Here is a 26,516-nt window from a genome sequence, read left to right as displayed (position 1 = left end):
GTCGCCGTCGCGGGGAGCGCCACCACATCACCCGTTGTTCCTCCGCCCGACGAGGCGGACCACCGCCCCGGACCGGTCCATCCGATCAGGACCGATTCCGGACAGCACAACCGGTCGCCGAGCCAGACAGGCCGACGCCCGCTCCAGGGAAGGACCCTTCGTGAGCGACACCACCGATCTGATGGGCGCACGTGTCGACGAGACCGCTGCCGCGCCCGCCACGGACGCTTCCACGCCTGCCAGCGGTGCCGGCTCGCGACGGCGTCGCGGTACCGGCCTCGAGGGCATGGTGCTGGCCGAACTGCAGCAGGTCGCCTCGGGCCTCGGCATCAGGGGCACGGCGCGCATGCGCAAGAGCCAGCTGATCGAGGTCATCAAGGAGGCGCAGGCCTCCGGCGGCGCCCCCGCCAAGACCGCCGCGTCCGCTTCCGACAGCGAGGCCAAGCCCAAGCGGCGCACCACGTCGCGCACCCGTACGGGTGAGGAGTCGGCCGCCGAGAAGGCGCAGATCCCCGGCCAGCCGTCGCCCAAGGCCGAGCAGGCCGCGAAGGCCGAGGCCGAGCCGGAGCCGAAGAGCGACGAGCAGCCGGCCGAGCGCCGCCGCCGTCGCGCCACCGCCGAGGCCGGCAGCCCCGAGACCGTCACCGCCGAGGCCAAGGGCGAGACCCAGGCCGGTGGCAGAAGTGACAGCGGTAAGAGCGACACGCGCGGTGACAAGAGCGACGTGAAGACCGACAACAAGCAGCAGGACGCGGCCGACCGTTCGCAGGGCGAGCGCGGCGACTCCGGTGACGCGGAAGGCCGTTCGGGCCGCAACCGCGAGCGGGACCGCGACCGCAACCGCAACCGCGACCGCGACCGCCGCAAGGGCGACGACCAGCAGGGCGGCGGCCAGGGCGGCCGTCAGAGCCAGCAGGGCGGCCAGAGCCGCGAGCGTGACCGCCAGCAGCAGGACGACGACGACTTCGAGGGCGGCCGCCGCGGCCGCCGGGGCCGTTACCGCGACCGCCGGGGCCGTCGTGGCCGCGACGAGGTCGCCGAGCCGCAGGTGGCCGACGACGACGTGCTGATCCCCGTCGCGGGCATCCTCGACATCCTCGACAACTACGCGTTCATCCGGACCTCCGGCTACCTGCCGGGCCCGAACGACGTGTACGTCTCCCTCGCCCAGGTCCGCAAGAACGGCCTGCGCAAGGGCGACCACGTCACCGGAGCGGTCCGTCAGCCGAAGGAGGGCGAGCGCCGCGAGAAGTTCAACGCGCTGGTCCGCCTCGACTCCGTCAACGGCATGGCGCCCGAACACGGCCGCGGCCGCCCGGAGTTCAACAAGCTGACGCCGCTGTACCCGCAGGACCGGCTCCGCCTGGAGACCGACCCGGGCGTGCTGACCACGCGGATCATCGACCTCGTGTCGCCGATCGGCAAGGGCCAGCGCGGTCTGATCGTGGCCCCGCCGAAGACCGGTAAGACCATGATCATGCAGGCGGTCGCCAACGCGATCACCCGCAACAACCCCGAGTGCCACCTGATGGTCGTCCTGGTCGACGAGCGTCCGGAAGAGGTCACCGACATGCAGCGGTCGGTGAAGGGCGAAGTCATCTCCTCGACCTTCGACCGCCCCGCCGAGGACCACACCACGGTCGCCGAGCTCGCCATCGAGCGCGCCAAGCGCCTGGTCGAGCTGGGTCACGACGTCGTCGTGCTGCTGGACTCCATCACGCGTCTGGGCCGCGCCTACAACCTGGCGGCGCCGGCCTCCGGCCGCATCCTCTCCGGTGGTGTGGACTCCACGGCGCTGTACCCGCCCAAGCGCTTCTTCGGCGCCGCGCGCAACATCGAGGACGGCGGTTCGCTGACCATCCTCGCCACCGCGCTGGTGGACACCGGGTCCCGCATGGACGAGGTGATCTTCGAGGAGTTCAAGGGCACCGGCAACATGGAGCTCAAGCTGGACCGGAAGCTCGCCGACAAGCGCATCTTCCCGGCCGTCGACGTCGACGCCTCCGGCACCCGTAAGGAAGAGATCCTGCTGGGCGCCGAGGAGCTGGCGATCGTCTGGAAGCTGCGGCGCGTGCTGCACGCCCTGGACCAGCAGCAGGCCATCGAGCTGCTGCTGGACAAGATGAAGCAGTCGAAGTCCAACGCCGAGTTCCTGATGATGATCCAGAAGAACACGCCGAACCCCAGCGGCGACTGATCCCCGGATCTCTCCACGGCGGTCGAGGGCCGTCCCGCGCAGCACGCGGGGCGGCCCTTCGCCGTGTGCGGCGAGAGAGCTTTCCCACAGGGGGAAGCGGCGGGACGGGATCGGCTGCGCCGAGAAACACGCTGGTCAGCGCCGGTTTCCTCGCCCTCGGGGGGAACTCTTCGGTGGCCGTCCGGGCACGGAGCGCAAACGGTCCATGTGCGAACCTTTCGGCTGCCGTCCGCACGGGTACTCCGTGGAACCGAGAGGCCAGAGGAAACACGATGTCAGCCGAGAGCACGCCGCCGCCCGGCATACCGGAGGAGAACCCCGGCACGCCCGGTCAGGAGCGCGCGAAAACGCGTGGAGGCAAGGGGCGCCGCCGCAAGCCCCGCACCCCCCGGCAGCGGGCGCTGCGGGCGGCGGCGTGGAGCGCGGCCGCGGTCGTGGCCGTAGGGGGCGCGGGCCTCGGTTACGTGTACACCTCGCTCAACGGGAACATCGACAGCGTCGACATCGACCGCATGCTCGGCTCCGCGCGCCCCGCCAACACCGACGACGGGTCGCAGGACATCCTGGTCCTCGGCTCCGACACCCGCTCCGGCGGCAACAAGCGGCTCGGCGGCGGCACGGACGACGGGGCGGCCCGCGCCGACACCGCGATGCTGGTCCACGTCCACAAGGGCCGCAAGGCCGCCAGCGTGGTCTCCATACCGAGGGACACGCTCGTCGACCGGCCGTCCTGCGTCGACCGGTCGGGGGAGCGGCAGCCGGCCGAGCGGAACGTCATGTTCAACTCCGCCTACTCCACGGGCGGCGCGGCCTGCTCGGTCAAGACCGTCGAGTCGCTGAGCGGCATCCGGGTCGACCACTTCCTCGAGATCGACTTCACCGGCTTCCGGCGGATGGTCGACGCGCTGGGCGGCGTGAAGGTCACCACCACCGAGAGCATCTCCGACCCGGACAGCCACCTGAGACTCGAGGCCGGCACGCACCGGCTGTCGGGGACGCAGGCGCTCGGCCTGGTGCGCACGCGCCACGGCGTCGGCGACGGCTCCGACCTCGGACGCATCCAGCTGCAGCAGGCGTTCGTGAAGGCGCTGGTGCGGCAGGTCAAGGAGGTGGGCGTGCTGTCCCACCCGAAGCGGCTGTACGACCTCGCCGACACCGCGACGAAGTCGGTGACGACCGACGCCCGGCTGGGGTCGGTGACCGCGCTGGCCTCGTTCGCGAGCGGGCTCAAGGGGATCTCGCCGTCGAAGATGACCATGACGACCCTGCCGGTCGCCTACGACCCCGCGAACCCCAACCGGGTGCTGCTGGACGAGGACAAGGCGAAGCTGGTCTGGGCGGCCCTGCGCGGCGACAGGGCGATACCGGCGAAGGCGAAGGGGTCCGCCGCCGGCCACGCCGACGCGGTCGTCGACAGCCCCACGCGCACCGGAATCTCCCGCGTCGCCTCCTGACCCGGGACCCGCCGGCCCCCCGGAACCGGGGGCGGCGCCCCGTGGAATATAACGCCGCCGCCCCCGGTTTTGGGTGATGCGGCCAGTGCTGGCAAACTGGTACGTCGGCCCCGGTTCACGCCCCCGCATCCCGCGGCGGCGACCCGGCGCCCTCCCGAAATCTAGGAGACACCTTGAAGCGCGACATCCACCCCGAGTACGTCGAGACGCAGGTCAGCTGCACCTGCGGCGCGTCGTTCACGACTCGCAGCACCATCTCCTCCGGCGCCATCCGTGCCGAGGTCTGCTCCGAGTGCCACCCGTTCTACACGGGCAAGCAGAAGATCCTCGACACCGGTGGCCGTGTGGCCCGCTTCGAGGCCCGCTTCGGCAAGGCGGCTGCCGGCTCGAAGAAGTAGCGAGCCACCGCGCCGGTCCACGGCCGCCCCGCGCAGGGCGGCCGGGACCGGCGTTTTTGGTCGTCCGCCTTCACGCAGCCACGCACCCTTCCAGGAGCCAGGAGCCCCACCATGTTCGAGGCCGTCGAGGAACTCGTCGGTGAGCACGCCGATCTCGAGAAGAAGCTCGCCGATCCGTCGGTCCACGCCGACCAGGCCAACGCGCGCAAGCTGAACAAGCGCTACGCCGAGCTGACCCCGATCGTCGCCACCTACCGGGCCTGGAAGCAGACCGGGGACGACATCGAGGCGGCCAAGGAACTGGCGGCCGACGACCCCGACTTCGCCGCCGAGGTCAAGGAGCTGGAGAAGCTCCGCGACGAGCTCACGGAGAAGCTGCGGCTGCTGCTGGTCCCGCGGGACCCCAGCGACGACAAGGACGTCATCCTCGAGATCAAGGCCGGCGCCGGCGGCGACGAGTCCGCGCTGTTCGCGGGCGACCTGCTGCGCATGTACCTGCGGTACGCCGAGCGCGTGGGCTGGAAGACCGAGATCATCGACGCCACCGAGTCCGAGCTGGGCGGCTACAAGGACGTCCAGGTCGCGGTGAAGACCAAGGGCGGCAACGGGGCCACCGAGCCCGGCCAGGGCGTGTGGGCCCGGCTGAAGTACGAGGGCGGCGTGCACCGCGTGCAGCGCGTGCCGGCCACCGAGTCGCAGGGCCGCATCCACACCTCCGCCGCGGGCGTGCTGGTCACGCCGGAGGCCGAGGAGGTCGACGTCGAGATCAACCCGAACGACCTGCGGATCGACGTCTACCGGTCCTCCGGGCCCGGCGGGCAGTCCGTGAACACCACCGACTCCGCGGTGCGCATCACGCACCTGCCCACCGGTGTGGTCGCCTCCTGCCAGAACGAGAAGAGCCAGCTGCAGAACAAGGAGCAGGCACTGCGTATCCTGCGCTCCAGGCTTCTCGCCGCCGCGCAGGAGGAGGCGGAGCGGGAGGCCGCGGACGCGCGCCGCAGCCAGGTCCGCACGGTCGACCGGTCCGAGAAGATCCGCACGTACAACTTCCCGGAGAACCGGCTCTCCGACCACCGGGTCGGCTTCAAGGCCTACAACCTCGACCAGGTCCTCGACGGCGACCTGGACGCGGTCATCCAGGCCTGCGTCGACGCGGACTCGGCCGCCAAGCTCGCCGCCGCCTGACGCCCGGCGCCCACCGCGCGACGCACGACACCGGAGGACCAGCGTGCCGCAGAACCAGAGCCCGCGCAGCGTGCTGCTCGCCGAGGTGGCCCAGGCCACCCAGCGGCTGGCGGACGCCGGCGTGCCCTCGCCGCGCAACGACGCGGAGGAGCTCGCCGCGTTCGTGCACGGCGTGAAGCGGGGCCAGCTGCACACCGTCGGGGACTCCGACTTCGACGCCCGGTACTGGGAGGTCGTCGCCCGGCGGGAGGCCCGCGAGCCGCTGCAGCACATCACCGGCCGCGCCTTCTTCCGGTACCTGGAGCTCCAGGTCGGCCCCGGGGTGTTCGTGCCCCGGCCGGAGACCGAGTCCGTGGTGGGCTGGGCGATAGACGCCGTGCGGGCCATGGACGTCGCCGAGCCGCGCATCGTCGACCTGTGCACCGGCTCCGGCGCGATCGCGCTCGCCATGGCGCAGGAGGTGCCGCGGTCCTCCGTGCACGCCGTGGAGCTCTCCGAGGAGGCCCTGGTGTGGGCCCGCAAGAACATGGAGGGGTCCAGGGTCGACCTGCGGCACGGCGACGCGCTGACGGCCTTCCCGGACCTCGACGGCCAGGTCGACCTGGTCATCACCAACCCGCCGTACATCCCGCTCACCGAGTGGGAGTACGTGGCCCCCGAGGCCCGCGACCACGACCCCGACATGGCGCTGTTCTCCGGCCAGGACGGCCTGGAGCTGATCCGCGGCCTGGAGCGCACCGCGCACCGGCTGCTGCGGCCCGGCGGCGTCGTGGTCGTCGAGCACGCCGACACCCAGGGCGGCCAGGTCCCCTGGATCTTCGCCGAGGAGCGGGGCTGGGCCGACGCCGCGGACCACCCCGACCTCAACAGGCGGCCGCGGTTCGCCACGGCCCGTAAGGCGACGCCGTGAGCGTGCGCCCCACCGAACCTCTCACCACCGAACGACTCTTCCCCCTGCACGATCCGCACGAGGAGGCCAGCTGACATGGCACGGCGATACGACACCAACGACGCGACCGACCGCGTGACCGGTCTGCGCGAAGCCGCGTCCGCCGTCCGCCGTGGCGAACTGGTCGTCCTGCCCACGGACACCGTGTACGGCATCGGCGCGGACGCCTTCTCCTCGGAGGCCGTCGGTGACCTGCTGGAGGCCAAGGGACGCGGCCGCAACATGCCCTCCCCGGTGCTGATCGGCTCGCCCAACACCCTGCACGGGCTGGTCACCGACTTCTCCGAAACGGCCTGGGAACTCGTCGACGCCTTCTGGCCCGGCGCGCTCACCCTGGTCGCCCGCCACCAGCCCTCCCTCGCCTGGGACCTCGGCGACACCCGCGGCACCGTCGCGGTGCGCATGCCGCTGCACCCGGTCGCCATCGAGCTGCTCACCGAGGTCGGCCCGATGGCCGTCTCCTCCGCCAACCTCACCGGCCACCCTTCGCCGGAGACCTGCGACGCCGCCCAGGAGATGCTCGGCGACTCGGTCTCCGTCTACCTCGACGGCGGCCCGACGCCGGGCAACGTGCCCTCGTCGATCGTCGACGTCACCGGAGAGGTGCCGGTGCTGCTGCGCGCGGGCGCCCTCACCGCCGAGGAACTGCGCAAGGTGGTACCCGACCTCGAGGTGGCGAATTGACCCCCGCCCCTGACGCGGGGCTTGGCATACGAGAGGGAGACGGCGGGGAGACCGGCTTCCGGATCCTCCACGTCAGCACCGGAAACGTGTGCCGCTCGCCGATCACCGAGCGGCTGACCCGGCACGCCCTCGCGCAGCGGCTCGGCGACCCCACCTGGGGCGGACTCGTGGTCGAGTCCGCCGGCACGTGGGGCCACGAGGGCGCGCCCATGGAGGAGAACGCGGTCGCCGTCCTCGACGAGTACGGGGCGGACGCCTCCGGCTTCACCGGACGGGAACTGCGGGACGAGCACGTCATCCGGGCCGACCTGGTGCTCACCGCCACGCGCGACCACCGCGCCCACGTCATCTCCATGGGGCACTCCGCCGGGCTGCGGACCTTCACGCTCAAGGAGTTCACCCGGCTGGTGAAGGCGATCGACCCGGCGACGCTGCCTCCCCTCGAGGACGGGGTGTGCGCGCGGGCCCGGGCCCTGGTGCGGGCCGCGGCGGCGCTGCGCGGGTGGCTGCTGGCCCCCACGCCCGAGGCGGACGAGGTGTACGACCCGTACGGGGCGCCGCTGCCGTTCTTCCGTTCCGTCGGGGACGAGATACACGGCGCGCTCGACCCGGTCGTGACGGCGCTGACCGGCGTCTCCGGCTGACACCCCGCGGCCGGCGGTCCCCGGCCGCCCTCCCGCGGCCGGCGGGGCGACAGCGGGCGGCCCCGCCCCCCGCGGCCTACGCTGGAGCTGTCGTCGGGCGGACGAGGAGGTTCCGGATGGGAACCGTGGTCGGCGCAGGGCAGGGCCTGCGCGCGCAGGATCCCGAGGTCGCGGGGATCCTCGAGGCGGAGACGGCGCGGCGGCACGCCACCGTGCAGCTGATCGCCGCGGAGAACTACACCTCGCCCGCCGTGCTGGAGGCGCTCGCGTCGCCGCTGGTGGACAAGTACGCCGAGGGGTACCCCGGCAACCGCTTCCACGGCGGCTGCGCCTACGCCGACCTCGCCGAGCGGACCGCCGTCGAGCGCGCCGCCGCGCTGTTCGGCGCCGCCCATGTGAACGTCCAGCCGTACTCCGGCTCCGCCGCCGTGCTGGCCGCCTACGCCGCCCTGCTGCGCCCCGGGGACCCGGTGCTGGCGCTGGGGCTGGCGTTCGGCGGGCACCTCACCCACGGGTCGCCCGCGAACTTCTCCGGCCGCTGGTTCCGCTTCACCGGCTACGGGGTGGACGCCGAGTCGGGGCTGCTGGACTACGAGCAGGTCAGGGCGCTGGCCCGGACCACGAAGCCGAAGGTCGTGGTGTGCGGCTCGATCGCCTACCCGCGGCACATCGACTACGCGGCGTTCCGGGAGATCGCCGACGAGGTCGGCGCCTACCTGGTCGTCGACGCCGCGCACCCCATCGGGCTGGTGGCCGGCGGCGCGGCGCCCAGTCCCGTGCCGTACGCCGACATCGTGTGCGCCACCACCCACAAGGTGCTGCGCGGGCCCCGCGGCGGGATGCTCCTCTGCACGGAGGAGCTGGCGGAACGGGTGGACCGCGCGGTCTTCCCCTTCACCCAGGGCGGGGCGCCGATGAACGTGATCGCCGCCAAGGCGGTGGCCTTCGGGGAGGCGGCGACGCCCGCGTACGCGGAGTACGCCCACCGCACGGTGGCCAACGCCCGGGCCCTCGCCGAGGGGCTGGCCGCCGAGGGACTGCACGTCAGCACCGGCGGCACCGACACCCATCTGATCACCGCCGACCCGGCCCCGCTCGGCGGCCTCGACGGGCGGGCGGCGCGGGACCTGCTGGGCGTCGCCGGCATGGTCCTCGACACATCGGCACTGCCTCACGACAGCCGGGGTATCCGCCTGGGAACGGCTGCCGTGACGACCCTGGGGATGGGGGAGGAGGAGGCGCGGACCATCGCGTCACTGATCGGACGGGCCCTGCGCGGGGACGTCGACGGAGCGCGCGCCGGGGCCCGCGAACTGGCCGAGGCCTTCCCGCCCTCCTCCCCGCAGCCCCTCGGATGAAACCGTCGCGGCCACCCGGAAGTCATCACCTGTAGCCGTCCCTCGCTAGGGTGTGGGTCGGAGTTGGCCAGCGAGATCTGTGGGGAAGCCCGTGCGTGAATACCTGCTGACGCTCTGCATCACGGCCGCGGTGACGTACCTCCTGACGGGTCCGGTGCGGAAGTTCGCGATCGTGGCGGGAGCCATGCCCCAGGTGCGGGCGCGTGACGTCCACCGCGAACCGACCCCGCGGCTCGGTGGCATCGCGATGTTCTTCGGGCTCTGCGCCGGCCTGCTGGTCGCCTCGCACCTCACCAACCTCGGCCAGGTCTTCGAGCGGTCCAACGAGCCGCGCGCGCTGCTCTCCGGGGCCGCGCTGATCTGGATCATCGGCGTGCTGGACGACAAGTTCGAGCTGGACGCGCTGATCAAGCTGGGCGCGCAGATGATCGCGGCCGGTGTGATGGTGATGCAGGGCCTGACCATCCTGTGGCTGCCGGTGCCGGGCGTCGGCCTGGTGGCGGTCACCCCGTGGCAGGGCACGCTGCTCACCGTGGCGCTGGTGGTGATCACCATCAACGCGGTGAACTTCGTCGACGGCCTCGACGGCCTGGCGTCCGGCATGGTGGCCATCGCCTCGCTGGCGTTCTTCCTGTACGGCTACCGCATCTGGTACGGCTACGGCATCGAGGCGGCCGCCCCGGCCACCCTGTTCGCGGCCATCCTCATCGGCATGTGCCTGGGCTTCCTGCCGCACAACATGCATCCGGCGCGAATCTTCATGGGCGACTCCGGCTCGATGCTGATCGGCCTCATCCTGGCCGCCGGCGCCATCTCCATCACCGGCCAGATCGACCCGGACGCCCTGAAGCTGTTCGCCGGGTCCGAGCGCAGCGCCGTGCACGCGACCGTGCCGGTCTACATCCCGCTGCTGCTGCCGCTGACCATCATCGCCATCCCCGCCGCCGACCTGGTGCTGGCCATCGTGCGGCGGACCTGGCGCGGGCAGTCGCCGTTCGCCGCGGACCGCGGGCACCTGCACCACCGGCTGCTGGAGATCGGCCACTCCCACAGCCGGGCCGTGCTGATCATGTACTTCTGGTGCGGGCTGATCGCCTTCGGCGCCCTGTCGTACTCGGTGACGGCGGCCTCGATGCTGATCGTGCTGAGCGTCGCGCTGCTGAGCGCGCTGGGCCTCGTGCTGCTGCTGATGCCGCGGTTCACCCCGCGTGCCCCGCGCTGGGCCGAGCGGATGCTGCCGCCCCGCTACCGCCGCCCCCGCCCGGAGGAGGCGGAGGGCTCACAGGGCTCACGGGACTCACAGGTCTCGGAGGGCTCACAGGGCACACAGGGCCCGGAGGGCTCCGAGGCGGACCAGGAGGCCCACCGCGTCACGGCGGGTGCTCACGGGGCCGACAGCGGCGCCGAGGACCCCGTGCGGCAGGAGGGGGAGCGCGAGCCGGTCGGCGTCGGTGCGACCCGGGTCGCCAACGGCTCCTCCGCCGTGGGGCACCGCTCCCGCTTCCGCCGCCCCGGCGCCTCCGCGCGCTGAGGGGCCTCCGGCTCCCGCTTCCACCCGCCCGCCCGTCCGCCCGTCCGCCTGGGTGCCGGTCACGGCGAAGGTAAGAATCCGACTAGAGCTTGACCCGCCCGAGGGCTGCTCTTGGGAAGCCCTTGGGCGGGCAAACCGGCCCTATACCAGGCATTCGGTGTGCCGAATCGGTTCTGGCACGCCGCTTAACCCCCTCGTGTGACAGCAGGCACACAAGGTAGGTAAAGACCTCATCAAATAGTTTGTGATAGCGTTCACGAGTAGCCCGGAACGGAGCCGGACGAGCGAGCACGACAGCCCCCCGAAAGTCTTTCGAAGGCCCAGTGCGACGGCGTCCCGGCCCGAGGTTGTCTCTCGCACCCCGGGTCTACGCTCGTCCATGACGACACCCTGCCCCCCTCAGTAAGCGGAGTTGCCGCCATGCCGTCCAACGACGTTCGGATGCTCATCCACACCGCGGTGCCCACCGCCGCCGTCGGCGCGATCGCCGCGGTGGTCAGCGGTGTGTTCGCCGGCGGCAAGGGTGCTCTCGGCGCCGTCGTCGGAACGCTGGTCGTGCTCCTCTTCATGGGCATCGGGCTCTACGTACTGCAGCGCGTCGCGAGGTCGCTTCCGCACCTGTTCCAGGCCATGGGTCTGATGCTCTACACGGCGCAGATCCTGCTGATGTTCTTCTTCGTGGCCGTGTTCAAGGACACGTCGCTGTTCCACCCCAAGACCTTCGCGATCTCGCTGGTCGTCGGCACCATCGTCTGGGTCGCCGCGCAGGCTCGTGCGCACATGAAGGCCAAGATCCTGTACGTCGAACCCGAGTCGACCGAGAACGAGAAGACGCAGAAGACGGGGCGCTCGTCGTGAGGAACGGGGCCGGGGAAAGCACACCTGAGCGTTCCTGCTATCGTCCGTTGCCGACTGCGGCATCGCGGGCGCGGGCATCCGAGCTGACGCCTGCTCGAACGCGAGGCTTGATGCCCCCCAGCCGCCCCCACATCCGTAAGACCAGTCCCGTGCCGAACCGCGGCCTCGTGCCGCGCCGACACAACGAGGTTGCCGTACCTATGCGCCACGCTGAAGGAGCCCGCGGTGAGTGCTGATCCGACGCAGGTGCTCGCCTTCGAGACCGACTGCCACATCTTCGATGGCTGTGGCTTCCCGGCTCCGGGCCTGCACTCGTTCCTGTTCGAGCCCCTGTGGGGCGACGCGGACAGCAACCTGTACTTCAACAAGCCGATGCTGCTGGCCCTGCTGGGCTCGCTCATCGTGATCGGCTTCTTCTGGGCCGCCTTCCGCAAGCCGAAGATGGTCCCCGGCAAGCTGCAGATGGTCGCCGAGTTCGGCTACGACTTCATCCGCCGCGGCGTGGTCTACGAGACCCTCGGGCGCAAGGAGGGCGAGAAGTACGTCCCCCTGGTCGTCTCGATGTTCTTCTTCGTCTGGATGATGAACCTCTGGTCGATCATCCCGCTCGCCCAGTTCCCCGTGACGTCGATCATCGCCTACCCGGCGATCCTCGCCGCCATCGTCTACGTCCTGTGGGTGAGCCTGACCTTCAAGCGCCACGGCTTCGTCGGCGGCTGGAAGAACATCACCGGTTACAACAAGGACCTCGGCCCGGTTCTGCCGCTGGCCATGCTGATCGAGTTCTTCTCGAACCTGCTGGTCCGCCCCTTCACCCACGCGGTGCGACTGTTCGCGAACATGTTCGCGGGCCACACGCTTCTGGTGCTCTTCACGATCGCCAGCTGGTACCTGCTGAACGGCATCGGCATCGCCTACGCCGGCGTCAGCTTCATCATGGTCATCGTGATGACGGTCTTCGAGCTGTTCATCCAGGCCCTGCAGGCGTACGTCTTCGTGCTGCTGACCTGCACCTTCATCCAGGGCGCGCTCGCAGAGCACCACTGAGTCGAACGCCCGTAGAACCCGACCCCCAGTCGTCCGGTGGCCAACCCCCACCGGTCCGTTGAGAAAAGGAAGAACTGGCATGTCCACTCTTGCCGCAGTTACCGGTTCTGTCGCCTCCATCGGCTACGGCCTCGCCGCCATCGGCCCCGGCATCGGCGTCGGCATCATCTTCGGTAACGGCACCCAGGCGCTGGCCCGCCAGCCCGAGGCCGCCGGCCTGATCCGTGCCAACCAGATCCTCGGCTTCGCCTTCTGTGAGGCGCTCGCCCTCATCGGTCTGGTCATGCCGTTCGTCTACGGCCCGTGATCTGACTCTCACGACCAGCCCACTAGACGAAAGGCATTGACATGAGCCAGCTGCTCACGATTGCGGCCGAGGAGGTCCAGAACCCCCTCGTCCCGCCGATCCCCGAGCTCGTCATCGGCCTGATCGCCTTCGTCATCGTCTTCGGCGTCTTCGCCTGGAAGCTCCTCCCGAACATCAACAAGGTTCTGGAAGAGCGCCGCGAGGCCATCGAGGGCGGTATCGAGAAGGCCGAGGCCGCCCAGACCGAGGCCCAGAGCGTGCTCGAGCAGTACAAGGCTCAGCTCGCCGAGGCCCGTCACGAGGCCGCGCGCCTGCGCCAGGAGGCGCAGGAGCAGGGTGCCGCGCTCATCGCCGAGATGCGTGCGGAGGGCCAGCGCCAGCGCGAGGACATCATCGCCGCCGGCCACGCGCAGATCGAGGCCGACCGCAAGGCCGCCGCGTCCGCGCTGCGCCAGGACGTGGGCAAGCTCGCCACCGACCTGGCCGGCAAGCTCGTCGGTGAGTCCCTCGAGGACCACGCCCGTCAGAGCCGTGTCATCGACCGCTTCCTCGGCGAGCTCGAGGAGAAGGCCGAGGCCGCGCGATGAACGGAGCGAGCCGCGAGGCCCTGGTGGCCGCCCGTGAGCGACTCGACGCGCTGACGGACTCCACGTCCGTCGACGCGGCGCAGCTCGCCGACGAGCTGTCCGCCGTCACCGCGCTGCTCGACCGCGAGGTGTCGCTGCGTCGGGTCCTCACCGACCCGGCGCAGTCCGGAGAGGCCAAGGCCGACCTGGTCCAGCGCCTGCTGGGCAGCCAGATCGGCGGTCCGGCCACCGACCTGGTGTCGGGCATGGTCCGGTCCCGCTGGTCCGCCCCGCGCCACCTGGTGGACGCGGTGGAGGAGCTGGCGAACCTCGCCGACCTCACGGCCGCGCAGAAGGCCGGCGCCCTGGACGGCGTCGAGGACGAGCTGTTCCGGTTCGGCCGGATCGTCGCCTCGAACCAGCCCCTGCGTGCCGCGCTGACCGACCGGTCCGCGAGCGCCGAGGCCAAGAGCGGTCTGCTGCGCAGGCTGCTCGGCGGCCGGGCGCACGCCGTCACCGAGCGCCTGGTGATCCGTCTGGTGTCCGCGCCGCGTGGACGTAGCCTGGAGTCGGGACTCGAGTCCCTCGCCAAGCTCGCCGCCGGCCGCCGCAACCGGATGGTCGCCGTGGTCACCTCCGCGGTGCCGCTGAGCGAGATCCAGAAGCAGCGCCTGAGCGCCGCCCTGGTGAGGCTCTACGGCCGCGAGATGCACCTCAACCTCGACGTGGACCCCGCGGTCCTCGGCGGGATCCGGGTGCAGGTCGGCGACGAGGTCATCAACGGCTCCGTCGTGGACCGCCTCGAGGAAGCCAACCGGCGCCTCGCGGGCTGACCCGGCCGACCGAGCCGGACGGCACAGTCAAGAACACCGCAAGCAGTACGTTTTTTACGGCCCTGGTTGGGCCGTGCAGAGGATGCAAAGTTTCTGGGGGAGCCCCCCAGATTCCCCCAAGAAACTTCGGGCCCAACAAGGAGAGCAGGGAACCCAGATGGCGGAGCTCACGATCCGGCCGGAGGAGATCCGGGACGCGCTGGAGAACTTTGTCCAGTCGTACAAGCCGGACGCGGCCTCGCGCGAGGAGGTCGGTACGGTCACCCTTGCCGGCGACGGCATCGCGAAGGTCGAGGGTCTTCCCTCGGCCATGGCCAACGAACTGCTGAAGTTCGAGGACGGCACCCTCGGCCTCGCCCTCAACCTCGAGGAGCGCGAGATCGGTGCCATCGTCCTCGGCGAGTTCAACGGCATCGAGGAGGGCCAGCCGGTGCGCCGCACCGGTGAGGTGCTCTCGGTCGCCGTGGGCGAGGGCTACCTCGGCCGCGTGGTCGACCCCCTCGGCAACCCCATCGACGGCCTCGGCGAGATCGAGACCGAGGGTCGCCGCGCCCTCGAGCTGCAGGCCCCCACGGTCATGCAGCGCAAGTCGGTGCACGAGCCGATGGAGACCGGCTACAAGGCCGTCGACGCGATGACCCCCGTCGGCCGTGGTCAGCGTCAGCTGATCATCGGTGACCGCCAGACCGGCAAGACCGCCCTGGCCGTCGACACCATCATCAACCAGAAGGCCAACTGGAAGACGGGCGACCCGTCGAAGCAGGTCCGCTGCATCTACGTCGCCATCGGCCAGAAGGGCTCCACCATCGCGTCGGTCCGCCGCGCGCTGGAGGAGAACGGCGCTCTGGAGTACACGACCATCGTCGCCGCCCCGGCGTCCGACCCGGCCGGCTTCAAGTACCTGGCGCCGTACACCGGTTCGGCCATCGGCCAGCACTGGATGTACCAGGGCAAGCACGTCCTGATCATCTTCGACGACCTGTCGAAGCAGGCCGACGCCTACCGCGCCGTGTCCCTGCTGCTGCGTCGTCCGCCGGGCCGCGAGGCCTACCCGGGTGACGTCTTCTACCTGCACTCGCGTCTGCTGGAGCGCTGCGCCAAGCTCTCCGACGACATGGGCGCCGGTTCGATGACCGGTCTGCCGATCGTCGAGACCAAGGCCAACGACGTCTCGGCGTTCATCCCGACCAACGTCATCTCCATCACCGACGGCCAGTGCTTCCTGGAGTCGGACCTGTTCAACGCCGGTCAGCGCCCCGCGCTGAACGTCGGTATCTCCGTCTCCCGAGTCGGTGGTTCCGCGCAGCACAAGGCGATGAAGCAGGTTTCCGGCCGTCTCCGCGTCGACCTGGCCCAGTTCCGTGAGCTGGAGGCGTTCGCCGCCTTCGGTTCCGACCTGGACGCCGCGTCGAAGGCGCAGCTGGAGCGCGGTCAGCGGATGGTCGAGCTGCTCAAGCAGGCTCAGTACCAGCCGATGGCCACCGAGGAGCAGGTCGTCTCCGTCTGGGCCGGCACCACCGGCAAGATGGACGACGTCCCGGTCCAGGACATCCGCCGCTTCGAGTCGGAGCTGCTGGCCCACCTGCGGCAGAACGAGTCGGGCCTGCTCCTCTCGATCCGTGAGGGCGGCAAGATGTCGGACGACACCCTGCAGTCCGTCGCCGACGCCATCGCCGGGTTCAAGAAGACGTTCACGACGTCGGACGGCAAGCTGCTCGGCGAGGACGCTCCGGTTTCCGTCTCCAAGTGACGTAAGGAAGGGACCTGACTCATGGGAGCTCAGCTCCGGGTCTACAAGCGTCGCATCCGATCCGTCACCGCGACCAAGAAGATCACCAAGGCGATGGAGATGATCGCCGCCTCGCGTGTCGTCAAGGCGCAGCGCAAGGTGGCGGCCTCCACGCCGTACGCGACCGAGCTCACCCGCGCGGTCACGGCGGTGGGGACCGGTTCGAACACGCGCCACCCGCTGACCACGGAGGCGGAGAACCCGACCCGTGCCGCGGTCCTGCTCCTGTCGAGCGACCGCGGTCTGGCCGGCGCCTTCAACTCCAATGCCATCAAGGCGGCGGAGCAGCTGACGGCGAAGCTCGAGGCGGACGGCAAGCAGGTCGACACGTTCATCGTCGGCCGGCGCGGCGTGGCCCACTACAACTTCCGCGAGCGCACGATCGCGGGACAGTGGACGGGCTTCACCGACGAGCCGACGTACGCGGACGCCAAGCAGGTCGCGGCGCCGCTGATCGAGGCGATCGAGCAGGACACGGCCGAGGGTGGTGTGGACGAACTCCACATCGTCTACACCGAGTTCGTCTCGATGATGACGCAGACCGCCATCCAGGCTCAGCTGCTGCCTCTCAAGCTCGACGAGGTGGCGGAGGAGCTCCCCTCCAAGGGGGAGATCCTTCCGCTGTACGACTTCGAGCCCTCCGCGGAGGACGTCCTCGACGCCCTGCTGCCGCGGTACGTCGAGAGCCGCATCTACAACGCACTGCTGCAGTCGGCCGCTTCGAAGCACGCCGCCACGCGGCGCGCGATGAAGTCGGCCACCGACAACGCCGGTGAGCTCATCGAGACGCTCTCCCGGCTTGCCAACGCGGCCCGCCAGGCCGAAATCACCCAGGAAATCAGCGAGATCGTCGGTGGCGCAGGCGCCCTGGCCGACGCGACCGCGGGGAGTGACAACTAATGACCACCACTGTTGAGCCGACCGCTGGCGCGGGCGTGGCCTCCGGCCGCGTCGCGCGGGTCATCGGCCCGGTCGTCGACGTGGAGTTCCCCGTCGACGCGATGCCGGAGATCTACAACGCCCTTCACGTCGAGGTGGCCGACCCGGCCAACGCCGGCGAGAAGAAGACGCTGACCCTCGAGGTCGCCCAGCACCTGGGCGACGGCCTGGTCCGCGCCATCTCCATGCAGCCCACCGACGGTCTGGTCCGCCAGGCCCCGGTCACCAACACCGGCACGGGCATCACCGTCCCGGTCGGCGACTTCACCAAGGGCAAGGTGTTCAACACCCTCGGTGAGGTGCTGAACGTCGACGAGACGTACGAGGGCGAGCGCTGGTCCATCCACCGCCAGGCCCCGAACTTCGACGAGCTCGAGTCGAAGACCGAGATGTTCGAGACCGGCGTCAAGGTCATCGACCTGCTGACCCCGTACGTCAAGGGCGGCAAGATCGGTCTGTTCGGCGGCGCCGGCGTCGGCAAGACGGTGCTCATCCAGGAGATGATCTACCGCGTCGCCAACAACCACGACGGTGTCTCCGTGTTCGCCGGTGTCGGTGAGCGCACCCGTGAGGGCAACGACCTGATCGAGGAGATGTCGGACTCCGGCGTCATCGACAAGACCGCGCTGGTCTTCGGTCAGATGGACGAGCCGCCGGGCACCCGTCTGCGCGTGGCCCTGGCCGGTCTGACCATGGCGGAGTACTTCCGCGATGTGCAGAAGCAGGACGTGCTGTTCTTCATCGACAACATCTTCCGCTTCACGCAGGCCGGTTCCGAGGTGTCGACCCTGCTCGGCCGTATGCCCTCCGCGGTGGGCTACCAGCCGAACCTGGCCGACGAGATGGGTCTCCTCCAGGAGCGCATCACCTCGACCCGTGGTCACTCGATCACCTCGATGCAGGCGATCTACGTCCCCGCGGACGACCTGACCGACCCGGCCCCGGCCACCACCTTCGCCCACCTCGACGCGACGACGGTTCTCTCCCGTCCGATCTCCGAGAAGGGCATCTACCCGGCCGTGGACCCGCTGGACTCCACGTCCCGGATCCTGGACCCGCGCTACATCGCGTCGGACCACTACGAGACCGCCATGCGCGTCAAGGGGATCCTGCAGAAGTACAAGGACCTCCAGGACATCATCGCGATCCTCGGTATCGACGAGCTCGGCGAGGAGGACAAGCTCGTCGTCCACCGTGCCCGTCGTGTGGAGCGCTTCCTGTCCCAGAACACCCACGTCGCCAAGCAGTTCACCGGCGTGGACGGTTCGGACGTGCCGCTGGACGAGTCGATCGCCGCGTTCAACGCGATCTGCGACGGTGAGTTCGACCACTTCCCGGAGCAGGCGTTCTTCATGTGCGGTGGCCTCGAGGACCTCAAGGCCAACGCCAAGGAGCTGGGCGTCAGCTGAACCCCCTGAGGTTCGGCGGGCGCGGGTGAGGTGAGAGGGCCGGTCTCCGGGCCGGCCCTCCCACCCCCGCTCCACCCCCCCTGGGACCGGTTCCCAGGACCCCCGTCTTCGGACGGGTCTAGACTTTGACCCAACACCCGGCATACCGCCGGGTGGTGACCCGAGGAGCCAACCTTGGCTGCTGAGCTGCACGTCGAGCTGGTCGCTGCCGACCGCCAGGTCTGGTCCGGTGAGGCCACCCTGGTCGTGGCGCGCACCACCTCCGGCGACATCGGCGTCATGCCCGGTCACCAGCCGCTGCTCGGTGTGCTGGAGTCGGGCCCCGTGACGATCCGCAGCACCGGTGGTGAGACGGTCGTGGCAGCGGTCCACGGCGGTTTCATCTCGTTCGCGGACAACAAGCTGTCGCTGCTGGCCGAGATCGCCGAGCTTTCGGACGAGATCGACGTCCAGCGCGCGGAGCGGGCGCTCGAGCGCGCGAAGTCGGAGGCCGACGCCTCCGCCGAGCGCCGTGCGGACGTCCGCCTGCGGGCGGTGTCGGCTCGCTGACCCCGGCGCGCTCGGCGCGCTGCAGTGCACGCGCGTGACCCAGCCGCGGCTGGTTCCGGAACATTCCGGAACCAGCCGCGGCTGAGGTGAATCCGGAGACGGTTCGTTACCCGTTTTCGACTTTGCCAGTTGACAGGTTCCCAGTTCTGAGAGACGAGGAGGTCGGTGCCGATGATCCTCGCTCTGACTGTGGTCGGGACGCTGGTGGTGCTCGCGGTGGTGGGCCTCTTCGCCTTCGGGCTGCGTCGCCGGCTGATCCAGCGGTCGGGGGGCACCTTCGACTGCAGCCTGCGGTGGGAGGCACCCGAGCCGCAGGAGGGCGTCGAGGGCGACGGCAAGGGCTGGGCGTACGGAGTGGCCCGGTACAGCGGTGACAGCATCGCCTGGTACCGGGTCTTCTCGTATTCGCCGAGGCCGCGGCGGATGCTGGAGCGGGCCGCCATCGAGGTGGTCGGGCGCCGGCTGCCGGAGGGTGAGGAGGAGCTGGCGCTCCTCCTCAGCGCGGTCGTGCTGGTCTGTGTGCATCAGGGGACGCGGCTGGAGCTGGCGATGAGCGAGGACGCGCTCACGGGCTTCCTGGCGTGGCTGGAGGCCGCCCCGCCGGGGCAGCGGGTGAACGTCGCGTAGGCGCGGAGCGATGGTCCTGAGAGGGGGGCGGCCACCTTGGCCGCCCCCCTTCGCCGTGCCCGGGCCGCCCGGGGCCCAGGCTCAGGCTCAGGCTGAGGCTCAGGCCCTGGCCGGGGCTCAGGCCCTGCGGCGAGCGGCGAGCGGCGAGGGGCGAGGGGCGAGCGGCGGGGGAACGCGGGAAGCGGGGGCGGCCGGTGGGCCGCCCCCGCTTCGTCGTGCCGGGGTGTCGCTGGTGCTACAGGTTGCTGGCGATGGCGTTCACGAGTTCGCCGTTGGCGGTGTCACCGCTGAACTCCCAGAAGAACGCGCCGCCCAGGCCCTGGGACTTCGCCCAGGCCATCTTGCCCGCGATGGTGGACGGGGTGTCGTAGGACCACCACTGCGTGCCGCAGTGGGCGTACGCGGTGCCCGCGATCGTGCCGGTCACCGGGCAGGAGTTCTTGAGGACCTTGTAGTCCTCGATGCCCGCCTCGTAGGTGCCGGGCGCCGCACCGGTCGCCGTGCCGCCGGGGGCGGACTGGGTGACGCCGGTCCAGCCGCGGCCGTAGAAGCCGATGCCGAGCAGCAGCTTGGAGGCCGGCACGCCCTTCGCCTTCAGCTTGGCGATCGCGTCGGCGGAGTTGAAGCCCGCGGTCGGGATGCCGGCGTACGAGGTGAGGGGCGAATGCGGGGCGGTCGGGCCGGTGTTGGCCCAGGCGCCGAAGTAGTCGTACGTCATCACGTTGTACCAGTCGAGGTACTGCGCGGCGCCGCCGTAGTCGGCCGCGTCGATCTTGCCGCCGTTCGAGCCGTCGGCGGTGATCGCCGCGGTGACGAGGTAGTTGGAACCGAACTCGGCGCGCAGCGCCTGGGACAGGTTCTTGAACGCCGCCGGACCGGAGGTGTCACAGGTCAGGCCGCAGGCGTTCGGGTACTCCCAGTCGATGTCGATGCCGTCGAAGACGTCGGCCCAGCGCGGGTCCTCCACGACGCCCTTGCAGGACTTGGCGAACGCGGCCGGGTTCTGCGCGGCCTGGGCGAAGCCGCCGGAGTAGGTCCAGCCGCCGAAGGAGTACAGGACCTTGATGTGCGGGTACTTCGCCTTCAGCTTGCGCAGCTGGTTGAAGTTGCCGCGCAGCGGCTGGTCCCAGGTGTCGGCGACGCCGTCGACGGACTGGTCGGCGGTGTACGCCTTGTCGGTGGCGGCGAAGGAGTCGTCGAGGACGCACTGCCCGTTCTTGACGTTGCCGAACGAGTAGTTGATGTGCGTGATCTTCGAGGCGGAGCCGGAGGTCACCAGGTTCTTGACGTGGTAGTTGCGGCCGTAGATGCCCCACTCGGTGAAGTAGCCGAGGTTGATCTTGCCGCCGGGCGGCGGGTCGGTGGGCGTGGTGGAGCCACCCGTGGTGCGGACCGAGACCGAGCCGCTGACCGGGCCGGTCTGGTCGGCCGTGTCACGCGCCTGGACGGCGTACGAGTAGTCCGTACCGGCGGTGAGGCCGGAGTCGGTGTACGAGGTGCCGGTGACCGTGGCGACCTTCACGCCGCCGCGCAGGACGTCGTAGTTCTTGACGCCCTTGTCGTCGGTGGCCGCGGTCCAGGCGAGACGGACCGAGGTGTCGGTGACGTTCGACGTGGTGGGGGTGCCCGGGGCGGAGGGGGCCTTGTCGCCGGGAACCGTGGGCTCGCCGTCGCAGGAGCCGCCGTTGAGCTTGCAGCCGGTGGGGGAGCCGGTGCCGGAGCCGTTGAAGCCGAAGGAGATGGAGGCGCCCGGGGCGAGACTGCCGTTCCAGGCGAGGTTCTTGCCCGTCCAGTGGTTGCCGGAGCTGGTGACGGTGGCGTCCCAGGCGGAGGTCACCTTGGTGCCGGTGGGGAAGTCCCACTCGACGGTCCAGGAGGACAGGGCCGTGGTACCGGTGTTCTTGATGGTCCACTTGCCCTCGAAGCCGCTGCCCCAGTCCTGCGTCTTGCTGTAGGTGGCGGTGGCCGAGGTGGCCGCCTGGGCGGGCGTGGCGAGCCCGACCAGTCCGGCGAGGGGAAGGACGAGCGTGGCGACTGCCGCCGTCACGCGTTGTCTGAAGCGCATCTGCGCCTCCTCGGGGTGAGGGTGAGGGGGGTGCTCCGGCTTCCGGCCTTGACAAGGCCATGACGCCGCGCAAGTGCGGTCAGATTAGAAAGGTCTGGACCACCGGTCAATAGGTCTGGACCAATGCAGTTTCCTTGCGTAAACCGCCGGGCGGGCCGAACGGCGCACCCGCCGTCAGATCCCCAACTCCTGAGCGAGCACCGCCGCTTGCACCCGGCTCCGCAGCTCCAGCTTGGCCAGCAGGCGGCTGACGTGCGTCTTCACCGTCGCCTCGGCCATCTCCAGGCGTCCCGCGATCTGAGCGTTCGACAGGCCCTCGCCGAGGCACGAGAGCACCTCGCGCTCGCGGGGTGTCAGATTTCTCAGCACCGACGGGTCCGGTGCGCCCTCGCGGGGCGCGCGGCCCTGGCCGCCGGCGGCGAACTCCGCGATCAGCCGCCGGGTGACGGCGGGCGCGATCAGCCCCTCGCCGCGCGCCACCGTCCGTACCGCGTCGATCAGTTCCGCCGCCTCGGCGCTCTTCAGCAGGAAGCCGGCCGCGCCCGCGCGCAGGGTGCCGAAGACGTACTCGTCGAGATCGAACGTGGTCAGGACCAGCACGTCGGCCAGGTGCTCGGCGGCGATCCGCCGGGTGGCGCCCACCCCGTCGAGCAGCGGCATCTGCACGTCCATCAGTACGACGTCGGGCCGCAGTTCGCGGGCGAGCTCCACCGCCCGCTCGCCGTCGGCGGCCTCCCCGACCACCTCGACGTCGGGGGCGCTGCGCAGGATCAGCACCAGTCCGGCCCGCACGGCCGACTGGTCCTCAGCGACCACCACCCGGATCACAAGATCACCCTTCCCCTTCCGGCACGGGAAGATGCGCCCGCACCACCCAGCGCCCGTCCCGCGGCCCCGCCTCGAACGTCCCGCCCACCAGCTGCGCCCGCTCCCGCATCCCGATCAGCCCGGCCCCGGCCCCCGGAGCCCGGGCGGGCTGCCCGTCCGGCGCGCCGTGGACGTTGGAAACCCGGATGTCGAGCGCGCCCGTGTCGAGCGAGAGCGCGATCGTCACCGGGCCCTGCGCGGCGTGCTTGAGGATGTTGGTCAGCGACTCCTGGACGATCCGGTAGGCGGCCAGCTCCACCGGCGAGGGCAGCCGCCGCGCCGCCCGCCCCTCGGCGGTGTCCGGACCGTGCCAGGGCCCCAGGTCGAGGTGGACCGGGAAGCCCGCCGCCCGCACCCCCTCGGCCAGCGGCGCCACGCCCTCCAGGGAGGGCGCCGCCGACGGCTCCAGGTCGTCGCCGCCGGCCCGCAGCAGGCCGATCAGCCGGCGCATCTCGGTCAGCGCCGCCACGCTGTTCTCCCGGATCACGCCCAGCGCCTGGCGGGAGGTGTCCGCGTCGTCCAGCGAGAGGGCCGCCGTCGAGTGCACCGCCACCGCGGACAGGTGCCCGGCGATCACGTCGTGCAGCTCCCGCGCCATCCGGGTCCGCTCGGCGGTGACCGCCTGCGCCCGGTCCAGCTCGGCCAGCCGGGCGGTCTGCTCGGCCTCCCGGCGCGCCGACCGGGCCGCGTCCCGGTGGTGCCGGACCAGCGCGCCGGTGGCGGCCGGGCTGAAGGCGGCCAGGCTCACCCCCAGGCCCAGCATCAGCGAGTACGCGTTCTGCCAGGTGAGCACGCCGAAGCCGATCGCGACCAGGCTCAGCGCGCCGGTGACCACCGGCAGCCGGCGGGCCAGACGCGCGCCGCCGTAGACGGCCGCCGCGTACATCAGGTCGGTGAAGAGCAGCACGGTCGCCAGGCTGCCGGTGGTGAACTGGTCCGCGACCAGGGCGACCGTGCCGCCGGCCAGGGCCGCGCGCGGGCGCACCCGGCGCAGCGGCTCCAGCGCCGAGATCACGGCCAGCGGCACCAGCACCCACCAGCCCGGCACGTCCCGCGCCGGGTACACGTCCAGGCCCACCGCCCACAGCAGCAGGCCCAGCGCCAGCCCGCCCACCGCCGCCGCCACGTCGAACGGGCGGGGGCGCCGCGGGGAGGTCTCGACGGTCATGGGTCCATCCAACACGTCACGGCCGCCCCGCACATGCGGCCGGACGCCACCTCCTCACGGCGCGCCTACATCGAAGGATGCAGACCGTTCTCGTCGCCTGGGGCGATGTGCGCGGACCCGCGCGGGAGGAGGGTGGAAGGCGACACCGAGGACGGAGGGACCGACGTGATCCTCGCACTGATCATCGCCTGTGAGGTCGGCTTCTGGGTGCTGCTGGCCGCCGGACTGGCGGCCCGGTACCTGCTGCGCAGGCAGCGGCTGAGCACCGTGCTGCTGCTGTGCGAGCCGGTGCTGGAACTGGTGCTGTTCGTGGTGACCGTGATCGACCTGCGCGGCGGGGCGGAACCCGACTGGCAGCACGGGCTGGCCGCCCTCTACATCGGCTTCACCGTCGGCTACGGGCACTACACCATCCGGTGGCTCGACGGCCACGCCGCGCACCGCCTGGCCGGCGCCCCGCCGCCGCGGAAGCCGCCGAGGTACGGCATGGCCCGCGCCGCCCACGAGGGCCGGCTCTGGCTGCGCACGGTCCTCGCCGCCGCCGTGGCCGCCGCGCTGCTCCAGGGCGGCATCTGGTACGTCGGCGACGCCGGCGACACGTCCTCGCTGCGGTCCTTCCAGTGGGGGGCGCTGAGGGTGGTGGGCATCCACGGCCTGATCGCCCTCAGCTACGCGCTCTTCCCCAAGAAGGACCCCGGCCAGGACGCCGGGAAGGGCCCCGGGCAGGACGCCGGGTCGGGCCCCGGGTCAGCGCTCCCCGCCGGGCACCCACAGGACGTCCCCGGTGGACAGGTTGGCCACCCGCGCAAGGATGAAGAGCAGGTCCGATAGGCGGTTGAGGTAGGTGGCGGTCAGGGGGTTCATGGTCTCGCCGTGGACCTCCATCGCCGCCCAGGTCGAACGCTCCGCGCGGCGCACCACCGTGCACGCCTGGTGCAGCAGCGCCGCGCCGGGCGTGCCGCCGGGCAGGATGAACGAACGCAGCTTCTCCAGCCGCTCGTTGAACCGGTCGCAGTCCTCCTCCAGCCGGTCCACGTAGAACTGCTCGACCCGCAGCGGCGGGTACTGGGGGTCCTCCACGACCGGCGTCGACAGGTCGGCGCCCACGTCGAAGAGGTCGTTCTGGACGCGGGTGAGGACCGCGACCACGTCCTCCTCGAGCCCGCCCAGGGCGACGGCCGTGCCGATCACGGCGTTGGCCTCGTTGGCGTCGGCGTAGGCGGAGATGCGGAGGTCCGTCTTCGGGACCCTGCTCATGTCACCGAGGTTGGTGGTGCCCTTGTCCCCGGTACGGGTGTAGATGCGCGTCAGATTGACCATGCGCACAGCCTAGGGAACGCCGTGTCCGCGGGCGCCGCGGGTGTGATGTCCGTCAAATGAGACGTGACGCGCGTTACTTAGCGGTCACGAGCGTCCTCGCGGGCGCTAATGTCCGGCCAGAGGACACGAGAACAGGGAGTGGCAGTGGCAGGAAAGCTCGCCGTCATCGGAGCCGGCCTCATGGGTTCCGGCATTGCCCAGGTCTCCGCGCAGGCCGGCTGGGACGTCGTCCTGCGGGATGTCACGGACGAGGCGCTCGACCGGGGTCTGGGCGGCATCCAGGCCTCCTACGACAAGTTCGTGAGCAAGGGCAAGCTGGACGCCGCCGACGCCGAGGCCGCGCTGGCCCGGATCACCGCCACCACCGACCTGGACGCCGTCGGGGACGCCGACGTCGTCGTCGAGGCGGTCTTCGAGAAGATCGAGGTCAAGCACGAGATCTTCCGCGCGCTGGACAAGATCGCCCGCGAGGACGCGGTGCTCGCCTCCAACACCTCCGCCATCCCGATCACCAAGATCGCCGCTGTGACGGCGCGGCCCGAGCGGGTCGTGGGCACGCACTTCTTCTCGCCGGTGCCGATGATGCAGCTGTGCGAGCTGGTCCGCGGCTACAAGACCAGCGACGAAACCCTGGCGCGTGCCCGGGAGTTCGCCGAGTCGGTCGGCAAGACCTGCATCGTGGTCAACCGCGACGTGGCGGGCTTCGTCACCACCCGGCTGATCTCCGCGCTGGTCGTCGAGGCCGCCAAGCTCTACGAGTCGGGCGTCGCCAGCGCCGAGGACATCGACATCGCCTGCAAGCTGGGCTTCGGTCACGCGATGGGCCCGCTGGCCACCGCGGACCTGACCGGCGTCGACATCCTGCTGCACGCCACCGGCAACATCTACACCGAGTCGCAGGACGAGAAGTTCGCGCCGCCGGAGCTGATGCGCCGAATGGTGGACGCCGGTGACATCGGCCGCAAGAGCGGGCAGGGCTTCTACAAGCACTGATCGAGGACGACCGCGGGTGAACACCCGCACGCCGTACCGAGATCACCCTTCGGGTCACCCGAGAGGGTGATTTCGGTATCGGTTCACTTACAGACGGCAACTTCTGGTTCCCCCACGGCGTCAGAAGTGGCATCACCGTACGCAGACGGTGATAGAAGACGCATTCCCGGGGAGCGCTTATGTTCATCAGGGGCGACCACGCCGAGCTGGTCGTCGGGGGCCGCCTCGACGTCCGCAGCGCGGCGGACGCCCGTACGGTCCTGCACTCCGCCGTCGACGACGGCGTCGGCGACCTGGTCCTGGACCTCTCGGAGCTCCACTCCTGGGACGCCACCGGACTGGGCGTGATCATGGGCGTGCACCGGCGGGCCGGGCGCGCCGGCCGCCGGCTCGTCCTGCGCGGCGTGCCGCCGCAGATGCAGCGCCTCCTGGTGGCCACCCGGCTGCACCGCATCCTCGCCATCGAGGGCGGCCTCGCCGCCGACAGCCTGCCGCGCGTCTGAGCGCGCCCGGCTGACGCGTCCGGCTGAGGCTTTTACGAGGCCCGGCAGCCCCTCGGACCCCCCGGTCGCACGCCGGTCCCACCCGTAGCGGGGCGGTCTGTCGCCCGCCGCGAATCCACATCAGACTGTGATGTCGCGGACGGACCCGTACCCCGGCTGTTCGGTGATACTGAGCGAGGTTTAAGGTTCGGTCGCCTGCCGACCCGACATCCGAACCATCCCTGCGGCGGCCCGGACCAGTGACGACTGCGCGGTGTGCGGCAAGGCCGGGAG

At 70.8% G+C, this 26,516-nt stretch carries 26 protein-coding genes; 22 read left to right on the top strand and 4 right to left on the bottom strand.

The window, feature by feature from the left end; genetic code table 11:
* Nucleotides 1-160: 160 nt before the first annotated feature.
* The 19 genes from rho (at nucleotide 161) to ACWD3O_RS08130 (ending at nucleotide 19,327) form a co-directional block, all read left to right on the top strand.
* Entirely contained in the window at nucleotides 161-2,197 is a 2,037-nt protein-coding gene (rho, locus tag ACWD3O_RS08220; RefSeq protein WP_451415213.1) for a transcription termination factor Rho, read from the top strand.
* 272 nt (nucleotides 2,198-2,469) lie between these two features.
* Nucleotides 2,470-3,651, top strand: a complete 1,182-nt coding sequence (locus ACWD3O_RS08215) for an LCP family protein (RefSeq protein WP_451415212.1) — start codon at nucleotides 2,470-2,472, stop codon at nucleotides 3,649-3,651.
* Between the two features lie 173 nt (nucleotides 3,652-3,824).
* Nucleotides 3,825-4,049 (top strand): 50S ribosomal protein L31, encoded by a 225-nt coding sequence (rpmE, locus tag ACWD3O_RS08210; protein WP_166021190.1) that lies wholly within the window; start codon nucleotides 3,825-3,827, stop codon nucleotides 4,047-4,049.
* A gap of 111 nt (nucleotides 4,050-4,160) precedes the next feature.
* A complete protein-coding gene (prfA, locus tag ACWD3O_RS08205; RefSeq protein WP_451410416.1) occupies nucleotides 4,161-5,237 on the top strand; it encodes a peptide chain release factor 1 in 1,077 nt (358 codons plus the stop codon).
* A gap of 70 nt (nucleotides 5,238-5,307) precedes the next feature.
* Nucleotides 5,308-6,147 (top strand): peptide chain release factor N(5)-glutamine methyltransferase, encoded by an 840-nt coding sequence (prmC, locus tag ACWD3O_RS08200; RefSeq protein WP_451410486.1) that lies wholly within the window; start codon nucleotides 5,308-5,310, stop codon nucleotides 6,145-6,147.
* 75 nt (nucleotides 6,148-6,222) lie between these two features.
* Nucleotides 6,223-6,870: an L-threonylcarbamoyladenylate synthase gene (locus tag ACWD3O_RS08195; RefSeq protein ID WP_451410417.1), complete on the top strand. Its 648-nt coding sequence runs from the start codon at nucleotides 6,223-6,225 to the stop codon at nucleotides 6,868-6,870.
* Nucleotides 6,867-7,514 (top strand): arsenate reductase/protein-tyrosine-phosphatase family protein, encoded by a 648-nt coding sequence (locus ACWD3O_RS08190; protein ID WP_451410418.1) that lies wholly within the window; start codon nucleotides 6,867-6,869, stop codon nucleotides 7,512-7,514. The genes ACWD3O_RS08195 and ACWD3O_RS08190 overlap by 4 nt, the downstream gene beginning before the upstream one ends.
* Before the next feature lie 116 nt (nucleotides 7,515-7,630).
* The gene (locus tag ACWD3O_RS08185) at nucleotides 7,631-8,872 is read left to right on the top strand and encodes a serine hydroxymethyltransferase (protein WP_451415211.1); all 1,242 of its coding nucleotides are present in this window, start codon (nucleotides 7,631-7,633) and stop codon (nucleotides 8,870-8,872) included.
* 91 nt (nucleotides 8,873-8,963) lie between these two features.
* Nucleotides 8,964-10,403 carry an MraY family glycosyltransferase gene (locus ACWD3O_RS08180; protein WP_451415210.1) on the top strand — a complete coding sequence of 480 codons (1,440 nt, stop codon included), beginning with the start codon at nucleotides 8,964-8,966 and terminating at the stop codon, nucleotides 10,401-10,403.
* Nucleotides 10,404-10,823: 420 nt separating this feature from the next.
* Entirely contained in the window at nucleotides 10,824-11,261 is a 438-nt protein-coding gene (locus ACWD3O_RS08175) for a hypothetical protein (RefSeq protein ID WP_451410421.1), read from the top strand.
* A 225-nt stretch (nucleotides 11,262-11,486) separates the two neighbouring features.
* Nucleotides 11,487-12,308: a F0F1 ATP synthase subunit A gene (gene atpB / locus ACWD3O_RS08170; protein ID WP_451410422.1), complete on the top strand. Its 822-nt coding sequence runs from the start codon at nucleotides 11,487-11,489 to the stop codon at nucleotides 12,306-12,308.
* 79 nt (nucleotides 12,309-12,387) lie between these two features.
* The gene (gene atpE / locus ACWD3O_RS08165) at nucleotides 12,388-12,615 is read left to right on the top strand and encodes an ATP synthase F0 subunit C (RefSeq protein WP_356130617.1); all 228 of its coding nucleotides are present in this window, start codon (nucleotides 12,388-12,390) and stop codon (nucleotides 12,613-12,615) included.
* 41 nt (nucleotides 12,616-12,656) lie between these two features.
* Nucleotides 12,657-13,202, top strand: a complete 546-nt coding sequence (locus ACWD3O_RS08160; RefSeq protein ID WP_356130619.1) for a F0F1 ATP synthase subunit B — start codon at nucleotides 12,657-12,659, stop codon at nucleotides 13,200-13,202.
* Nucleotides 13,199-14,014, top strand: coding sequence for a F0F1 ATP synthase subunit delta (locus ACWD3O_RS08155; RefSeq protein WP_451415209.1), 816 nt, complete (start codon nucleotides 13,199-13,201; stop codon nucleotides 14,012-14,014). The genes ACWD3O_RS08160 and ACWD3O_RS08155 overlap by 4 nt, the downstream gene beginning before the upstream one ends.
* Before the next feature lie 157 nt (nucleotides 14,015-14,171).
* Nucleotides 14,172-15,764 carry a F0F1 ATP synthase subunit alpha gene (gene atpA, locus ACWD3O_RS08150; protein WP_451410425.1) on the top strand — a complete coding sequence of 531 codons (1,593 nt, stop codon included), beginning with the start codon at nucleotides 14,172-14,174 and terminating at the stop codon, nucleotides 15,762-15,764.
* Nucleotides 15,765-15,785: 21 nt separating this feature from the next.
* On the top strand, nucleotides 15,786-16,703 hold the full coding sequence (locus tag ACWD3O_RS08145) for a F0F1 ATP synthase subunit gamma (RefSeq protein ID WP_451410426.1): 918 nt from the start codon (nucleotides 15,786-15,788) through the stop codon (nucleotides 16,701-16,703).
* Nucleotides 16,703-18,151, top strand: coding sequence for a F0F1 ATP synthase subunit beta (gene atpD, locus ACWD3O_RS08140; protein WP_451415208.1), 1,449 nt, complete (start codon nucleotides 16,703-16,705; stop codon nucleotides 18,149-18,151). Before ACWD3O_RS08145 ends, atpD begins: the two co-directional genes overlap by 1 nt.
* A gap of 174 nt (nucleotides 18,152-18,325) precedes the next feature.
* The gene (locus ACWD3O_RS08135) at nucleotides 18,326-18,700 is read left to right on the top strand and encodes a F0F1 ATP synthase subunit epsilon (protein WP_356130629.1); all 375 of its coding nucleotides are present in this window, start codon (nucleotides 18,326-18,328) and stop codon (nucleotides 18,698-18,700) included.
* A 171-nt stretch (nucleotides 18,701-18,871) separates the two neighbouring features.
* Nucleotides 18,872-19,327, top strand: coding sequence for a DUF2550 domain-containing protein (locus tag ACWD3O_RS08130; protein ID WP_451415207.1), 456 nt, complete (start codon nucleotides 18,872-18,874; stop codon nucleotides 19,325-19,327).
* A 235-nt stretch (nucleotides 19,328-19,562) separates the two neighbouring features.
* On the opposite strand, the gene ACWD3O_RS08125 is transcribed toward ACWD3O_RS08130, so the two are convergent.
* From ACWD3O_RS08125 to ACWD3O_RS08115, 3 genes are all read right to left on the bottom strand, one after another.
* Nucleotides 19,563-21,392, bottom strand: coding sequence for a glycosyl hydrolase family 18 protein (locus tag ACWD3O_RS08125; RefSeq protein ID WP_451415206.1), 1,830 nt, complete (start codon nucleotides 21,390-21,392; stop codon nucleotides 19,563-19,565).
* A gap of 174 nt (nucleotides 21,393-21,566) precedes the next feature.
* On the bottom strand, nucleotides 21,567-22,220 hold the full coding sequence (locus tag ACWD3O_RS08120; RefSeq protein ID WP_451410430.1) for a response regulator: 654 nt from the start codon (nucleotides 22,218-22,220) through the stop codon (nucleotides 21,567-21,569).
* 4 nt (nucleotides 22,221-22,224) lie between these two features.
* The gene (locus ACWD3O_RS08115; RefSeq protein ID WP_451415205.1) at nucleotides 22,225-23,427 is read right to left on the bottom strand and encodes a sensor histidine kinase; all 1,203 of its coding nucleotides are present in this window, start codon (nucleotides 23,425-23,427) and stop codon (nucleotides 22,225-22,227) included.
* Between the two features lie 165 nt (nucleotides 23,428-23,592).
* Between ACWD3O_RS08115 and ACWD3O_RS08110 the strand changes: the two genes are divergently transcribed.
* On the top strand, nucleotides 23,593-24,258 hold the full coding sequence (locus tag ACWD3O_RS08110) for a hypothetical protein (RefSeq protein ID WP_451415231.1): 666 nt from the start codon (nucleotides 23,593-23,595) through the stop codon (nucleotides 24,256-24,258).
* Here ACWD3O_RS08110 and ACWD3O_RS08105 read toward each other — a convergent pair.
* A complete protein-coding gene (locus ACWD3O_RS08105) occupies nucleotides 24,175-24,747 on the bottom strand; it encodes a cob(I)yrinic acid a,c-diamide adenosyltransferase (protein ID WP_451415204.1) in 573 nt (190 codons plus the stop codon). The genes ACWD3O_RS08110 and ACWD3O_RS08105 overlap by 84 nt on opposite strands.
* 144 nt (nucleotides 24,748-24,891) lie before the next feature.
* Between ACWD3O_RS08105 and ACWD3O_RS08100 the strand changes: the two genes are divergently transcribed.
* Nucleotides 24,892-25,740 carry a 3-hydroxyacyl-CoA dehydrogenase family protein gene (locus ACWD3O_RS08100; protein WP_451415203.1) on the top strand — a complete coding sequence of 283 codons (849 nt, stop codon included), beginning with the start codon at nucleotides 24,892-24,894 and terminating at the stop codon, nucleotides 25,738-25,740.
* 179 nt (nucleotides 25,741-25,919) lie between these two features.
* Complete coding sequence (locus tag ACWD3O_RS08095) at nucleotides 25,920-26,243, top strand: STAS domain-containing protein (protein ID WP_356130645.1); 324 nt, start codon at nucleotides 25,920-25,922, stop codon at nucleotides 26,241-26,243.
* Nucleotides 26,244-26,516 lie beyond the last annotated feature (273 nt).

This window comes from Streptomyces sp. NPDC002640 (genome assembly GCF_053592575.1).
Note: the sequence above shows the minus strand (reverse complement) of the source record. Positions and strands in the feature narration are given on the sequence as shown.